At 34.7% G+C, this 6,036-nt stretch carries 5 protein-coding genes; 4 read left to right on the top strand and 1 reads right to left on the bottom strand.

Going from position 1 to position 6,036, the window contains the following annotated elements:
* Nucleotides 1–23: 23 nt before the first annotated feature.
* Nucleotides 24–1,247 (top strand): NADP-dependent isocitrate dehydrogenase, encoded by a 1,224-nt coding sequence (locus ABIQ27_RS04440; RefSeq protein WP_348032417.1) that lies wholly within the window; start codon nt 24–26, stop codon nt 1,245–1,247.
* 47 nt (nt 1,248–1,294) lie between these two features.
* On the opposite strand, the gene ABIQ27_RS04435 is transcribed toward ABIQ27_RS04440, so the two are convergent.
* Nucleotides 1,295–1,966: a hypothetical protein gene (locus ABIQ27_RS04435; protein ID WP_348032415.1), complete on the bottom strand. Its 672-nt coding sequence runs from the start codon at nt 1,964–1,966 to the stop codon at nt 1,295–1,297.
* A gap of 138 nt (nt 1,967–2,104) precedes the next feature.
* Here ABIQ27_RS04435 and ABIQ27_RS04430 point away from each other — a divergent pair, with 138 nt between their 5' ends.
* From ABIQ27_RS04430 to ABIQ27_RS04420, 3 genes are all read left to right on the top strand, one after another.
* On the top strand, nt 2,105–4,477 hold the full coding sequence (locus ABIQ27_RS04430) for a TonB-dependent receptor (RefSeq protein ID WP_348032414.1): 2,373 nt from the start codon (nt 2,105–2,107) through the stop codon (nt 4,475–4,477).
* A 2-nt stretch (nt 4,478–4,479) separates the two neighbouring features.
* Nucleotides 4,480–5,295 (top strand): DUF4249 family protein, encoded by an 816-nt coding sequence (locus ABIQ27_RS04425; protein WP_348032412.1) that lies wholly within the window; start codon nt 4,480–4,482, stop codon nt 5,293–5,295.
* 75 nt (nt 5,296–5,370) lie between these two features.
* Nucleotides 5,371–6,033 carry a thiamine diphosphokinase gene (locus ABIQ27_RS04420; protein WP_348032410.1) on the top strand — a complete coding sequence of 221 codons (663 nt, stop codon included), beginning with the start codon at nt 5,371–5,373 and terminating at the stop codon, nt 6,031–6,033.
* Nucleotides 6,034–6,036 lie beyond the last annotated feature (3 nt).

Raw genomic sequence — 6,036 nt, 5'->3', positions numbered from 1 at the left:
AAAATTAAAACAACCTCAACAATATGGCAAAAATTAAAGTAGCTAACCCAGTAGTAGAATTGGATGGCGATGAAATGACACGAATTATTTGGAGCTTTATTAAAGAACAACTAATCCTTCCTTATCTAGACTTAGATATCAAATATTACGACTTAGGCATAGAGCACCGTGACGCTACCAAAGACCAGGTCACTATCGACTCAGCAGAAGCAATCAAAAAATATAACGTAGGTATCAAATGTGCCACAATTACACCGGACGAAGAAAGAGTTAAAGAATTCAATCTTTCTGAAATGTGGAAATCACCAAACGGAACAATCCGTAACATTGTTGGCGGAACGGTCTTCCGTGAGCCAATTATCATGAAAAACGTTCCGCGTTATGTTCAGGGTTGGACGAAACCAATCGTTATTGGGCGTCATGCTTTTGGAGATCAATACAAAGCTACTGATAAGGTAATCAAAGGAAAAGGAACTTTGACAATGGCGTTTACTAATGAAGCCGGCGAAACGACAACATGGAATGTTTATGATTTTAAAGGTGACGGAGTTGCAATGTCAATGTACAATACAGACGAAAGCATCTACGGATTTGCTCATTCCTCTTTCCAAATGGCACTGACAAAAAAATGGCCATTATATCTTTCTACCAAAAACACTATTCTGAAAGCTTATGATGGAAGATTTAAAGACATCTTCGAAGAAGTTTACCAACAACATTACAAAGCACAATTTGATGCTGACGGAATTACATACGAACACAGATTGATTGATGACATGGTTGCTTCGGCAATGAAATGGAGCGGTGGATTTGTTTGGGCGTGTAAAAACTATGATGGAGATGTACAATCGGATACTGTTGCACAAGGATTTGGTTCATTAGGATTAATGACTTCTGTTTTGGTAACTCCTGATGGAAAAACAGTTGAAGCGGAAGCAGCGCACGGAACAGTAACACGTCACTACAGAATGCACCAACAAGGAAAAGCAACTTCTACTAATCCAATTGCATCAATCTTTGCATGGACACGTGGATTAGAACATAGAGGAAAATTAGATGGAAACCAGGCTTTAATAGATTTCTGTTTAAAATTGGAACAAGTTTGTGTGGAAACTGTTGAAAGCGGGAAAATGACTAAAGACTTAGCTATGTTAGTAAAACCTGAAGGTTTGACAGAAGCTGATTATTTAACTACGGAAGGTTTCCTAGCTGCAATTAAAGAAAATCTGGATGCTAAATTGGGATAAGATTTAGTTCTGAAATATTTAAAAAGACGACTTATCAGTCGTCTTTTTTATTGCCCTAAAATATCAACTTTATTAATGATAATCGTGGCTTTTACATTGGTTAGTAATCCGGAAAGATTATTGCCTATCACTTCACCTTTATCGTTAAAAATTGTAAACTGTGCTGTATTTGGGGAAACTGTACCTTCATTTAGTGCTTCAATAACTAAAAGATTTTGTCCGTCTCTAAGATCCAGTTTGATTTCTCTAAAACCACTTTCTAAAGTAATAGCGTTGATAACAATTTCTCCATTAAGCCAAATACGAACAACATCGCCATCGGGATCACCAAAGTCCTTAAGGGCAAATTTGGCAATAGCTGTTGTACATTTATACGTTGCCAACAGGTAATCTTTTTTATAGTAATCGTAAATTTTACCATCGGTAACCTGCTTGTTCATCTTATCCGTATACACTATGGCCGGACTCGCAAATTGCTTATTCTCAAAAATGCTTTTTTCATCCTCAGGCTTTTTCTTGAGCAATGAAACACTTTCTGCTAATTTATCTTTTTTATCAAAAATGCTGGGATACGTAATCGCTTTAGAAGAAGTAGGTGAAACTGCTCCCTTAGGATTTGAAACCGGAGCGATATTAATTGTTTTCTTAGGCAGCTCAAATTGAGAGAAACCTTTGAAGGAGAATAAGATTAAAAATAAAAAAGCAAAAGCTGCTTTCATATAGGGTTTATTTAAGTCGTAAAAGTATTCAAATTCCTGTCAAAAATTGTTCCAAATTAACCATTGATTAACAAATGTTATGCAACTAATAAGGATTAGGAACGCTAAATTTGCATTTCAATTTCATAATTAATTTTCATGCTTAAAAAAATCATTCTCCTATTCCTACTCCTTATTGGAACTTTAACTTCCTTTTCACAAGAAAAATTTACTCTTAGCGGAACTATTTCCGATAGTAATAATAAAGAAACGCTTATCGGTGTGAACCTATATATTGTTGAGGCTAAAGCCAGCTTGACAACCAATGAATATGGTTTTTATTCCATTACTTTACCAAATCGCGAATATACTGTTTTGATAAGCTATTTGGGATATGAGCAGATGGAAGAAAAAATTAAACTTTCGCAAAACATAAAAAAGAATTTTTTTCTTTCTGGTAGTTCACAACAACTGGATGAAGTCATCATTTCTGAAAATAAAAAACGTGCCGAAATCCGAAAACCAGAAATGAGTGTCAACAAACTTTCTATTCAAACCATAAAACAAATGCCTGTTGTTTTAGGCGAAGTTGATATTCTTAAATCAATTTTAACCTTGCCGGGAGTTACCAATGCTGGTGAAGGCCAATCCGGTTTTAACGTACGTGGTGGAAGTGCTGACCAAAACCTTGTGCTGTTAGATGAGGCAACCATATATAATTCGTCACATCTTTTTGGTTTATTTTCTATTTTTAATGCGGATGCTATCAAAGATTTGAAATTGTATAAAGGTGGAATTCCCGCTCGTTTTGGTGGTCGATTATCATCAGTTTTGGATATTTATCAAAAAGAAGGAAATAAAAACGGTTTTCACATGAGTGGTGGAATTGGTTTAATTTCTAGTCGATTGCTTGCAGAAGGGCCAATTGATAATGGAAAAGGCTCCTTTCTTCTTGCTGGGAGAGCCTCTTATGCTCACATCTTCCTGAAACTAGCTGACAATCAAAACAAGGCTTATTTTTATGATTTAAACACGAAATTGAGTTATGAACTCAATCAAAAAAACAACTTGCTTTTATCCGGTTATTTTGGTCGGGATGTTTTTAGCATCAGTAAAGATTTTGTAAATACCTATGGAAATACTATCGTTAATTTAAGATGGAATCATTTGTTTTCGGACAAATTATTTTCTAATCTTTCTTTAATATATAATGATTATTACTATGGATTAAAGCTTGATTTTGTAGGTTTTAATTTTGATACGGGCATACAGAACTTCAACATCAAATACGATTTTAAACATTATTTGACTGATAAAATAAAGTTGAGTTATGGTGTAAATGCGCAATATTATAATTTTAATCCAGGCAAAATTGTACCCATAAACGATAATTCAAGCATCAACGAAAGACAATTAGCCAAAAAGTTTGCGTTTGAACCAGATTTATATTTTGATATTGAACAAAAAATAACTCCAAATTTCTCAATAAATTATGGCTTGCGTTACAGCTTGTTCTATAGATTAGGTCAGCAAACTATCAATACCTATGCAAATAATCAAGCCGTAACTTGGAATAATGATTTCAAAATTTATGAGAAAGCCACACCAACAGGAACAAAATATTATGGAAGTAATGATGTGATTGCCAGTTTTGATAATCTTGAACCAAGAGTTGCCATGTCTTATTCGTTTAACGACAATCAATCTATAAAAGCGAGTTATAATCGAATGGCGCAGTACTTACATTTAATTTCCAATACGCAATCGCCAACGCCACTAGATATTTGGGCACCAAGCGATAATTTCTTAAAACCGCAAACCCTAGACCAAATAGCTCTGGGTTATTTCCAGAATTTTAATCAGGATAAATATTCTTTGGAAGTAGAAACTTTTTACAAAAAAATAAAAAATCGCCTTGATTATATTGATGGTGCTGATTTGATTGCTAATGAAGCGATAGAACAAGTAGTGCTTAACGGAAAAGCCAGAGCATATGGATTAGAGATTTTGTTTAGAAAAAATCAAGGTAAGCTTACAGGTTGGATATCCTATACTTTAGCAAGAACCGAACAACAAACACCAGGAAGAACAGCGCAGGAATTGGGAATTAATAACGGAAACTGGTATAAAACAGGTTTTGACAAAACACACAATCTTGCTGTTGTTTCTAATTATGAATTGAACAAAAAATGGAAGTTTGGCTCAATATTTACATTACAATCCGGGCAGCCTGTCACCTATCCAAACGGAAAATATGAATATCAGGGAATTCTTATTCCAAGCTACGGACTGCGAAATGAAAATCATCTTCCAACCTATCATCATTTAGACATTTCTGCAACTTACATACCAAAGCCCGAAAAGAAAAAAGGATGGCAAAGCGAGTGGGTCTTTAGTGTTTACAACGCGTATGGTCGAAAAAATGCAGCCTCAATAAGTTTTAGACAAAACGAGGATACAGCAACAAATGAAGCGGTTAAACTTTCGATTTTCGGAATTGTGCCAAGTGTTAGTTATAATTTTAAATTTTAAATATGAAAAAGCTACTTTTTATAGTATTGGTTTTGGTTTTAAATAGTTGCGAAGAAGTCGTAAAGGTTGATTTAGATACTGCAGCACCAAGATTAGTTGTAGATGCTTCCATTGACTGGGAAAAAGGAACTACAGGAAATCAACAACTTGTCAAATTATCCACCACAACAGGTTTTTACAGTAATGTAATTCCAAGTGTTTCTGGGGCGGTTGTTTTTGTTACTAACAGTTCAGGTACTATTTTTAACTTTATTGAAGAAGTGCCAAATACGGGTGAATACATTTGCAATAATTTTGTTCCGGTTATCGGAGAGAATTATGTGTTGACCGTAAATTATGCCGGACAAACTTATATTGCTTCAGAAAAAATGATAGCTGTTCCCGAAATAACAAACATAACGCAAAGAGATGATGCAGGTTTTAACGGTAATGACATTGAAGTCAAATTCAATTTTCAGGATAATGGTCTTGAGGACAATTCTTATATGTCGCGATTTGTAACGACTATAAATGCTTTTCCGGAATTGCAAGTTTTTGACGACCGTTTCCAACAAGGAAATCAATTATTTGGCTTGTATTCCAACTCCGATTTAAATCCTGGAGATACAATTGACTACACACTTTTTGGTATTTCAACTCAATATTACAATTATATGAATATTCTACTGAGTATTGCCGGAACTAATGGAGGAAGTCCGTTTCAAACTCCGCCAGCAACCGTTAGAGGAAATATGGTCAATCAAAACAATGAAGATAATTATTGCTTGGGCTATTTCAGATTATGCGAAGTGGTCAAAACGCAATATTTAGTGCAATAATGTATCTTTGATGAATAATTGATTTGTTTTTAGATTTATAAATCCTAAATACTAAATCGGAAATCCTAAATCTAAATGTCTTCACACCATATCGTTCGCGACGACCAGGAACCAGCTTTAATCATTGCAAATGGTGAAGCCTGCAGTTCCGAATTATTAGGGCAATTGCTCGAATGGTCGCCTATAGTAATCGTTTTGGATTCTGCTATTGAAAGAGTTTTAGAATTAGGAATCAAAGTCGATGTCTTGTTAGGTGATTTTGACCGAGGTTTTGATGCGAATCATTACAAAGAAAAACAATATCCAATAGAAATTGTGCACGCTCCCAATCAGGACAAAACCGATTTGGAAAAAGCTTTTGATTATCTTATCGAAAAAGGCCACAAAGCAGCCAATGTTATTTGGGCAACCGGAAGACGCGCTGATCATACAATTACCAATCTTACCAATATCGTTGCTTACAGAAATCTTTTGAAAATTGTCATTCTCGACGATCATTCAAAAGTTTATTTGCTTCCAACAAATTTTGAAAAATGGTATCCTGCCAATACAATTCTGTCGTTAATTCCAATTGGAAAAGTAACCGGAATTTCTACAAAAAATCTTTTTTATTCATTGGATAATGGAGATTTAACCATTGGCTACCGGACCGGAAGCAGCAATCATGTTACAGAAGACGGAATTGTTTCAATCACACACAAAGAAGGCGATTTATTATTAATGGAATGCTGGGATTAAATA

It is taken from the genome of Flavobacterium sp., from assembly GCF_039916025.1.
GTDB lineage: Bacteria > Bacteroidota > Bacteroidia > Flavobacteriales > Flavobacteriaceae > Flavobacterium.
Note: the sequence above shows the minus strand (reverse complement) of the source record. Positions and strands in the feature narration are given on the sequence as shown.

Excerpts from the sequence above, each read along its gene's own strand:
- ABIQ27_RS04430 (WP_348032414.1), top strand. The coding sequence starts at position 2,105 with ATGCTTAAAAAAATCATTCTCCTATTCCTACTCCTTATTGGAACTTTA.
- ABIQ27_RS04435 (WP_348032415.1), bottom strand. The coding sequence starts at position 1,966 with ATGAAAGCAGCTTTTGCTTTTTTATTTTTAATCTTATTCTCCTTCAAA.
- ABIQ27_RS04425 (WP_348032412.1), top strand. The coding sequence starts at position 4,480 with ATGAAAAAGCTACTTTTTATAGTATTGGTTTTGGTTTTAAATAGTTGC.
- ABIQ27_RS04440 (WP_348032417.1), top strand. The coding sequence starts at position 24 with ATGGCAAAAATTAAAGTAGCTAACCCAGTAGTAGAATTGGATGGCGAT.
- ABIQ27_RS04420 (WP_348032410.1), top strand. The coding sequence starts at position 5,371 with ATGTCTTCACACCATATCGTTCGCGACGACCAGGAACCAGCTTTAATC.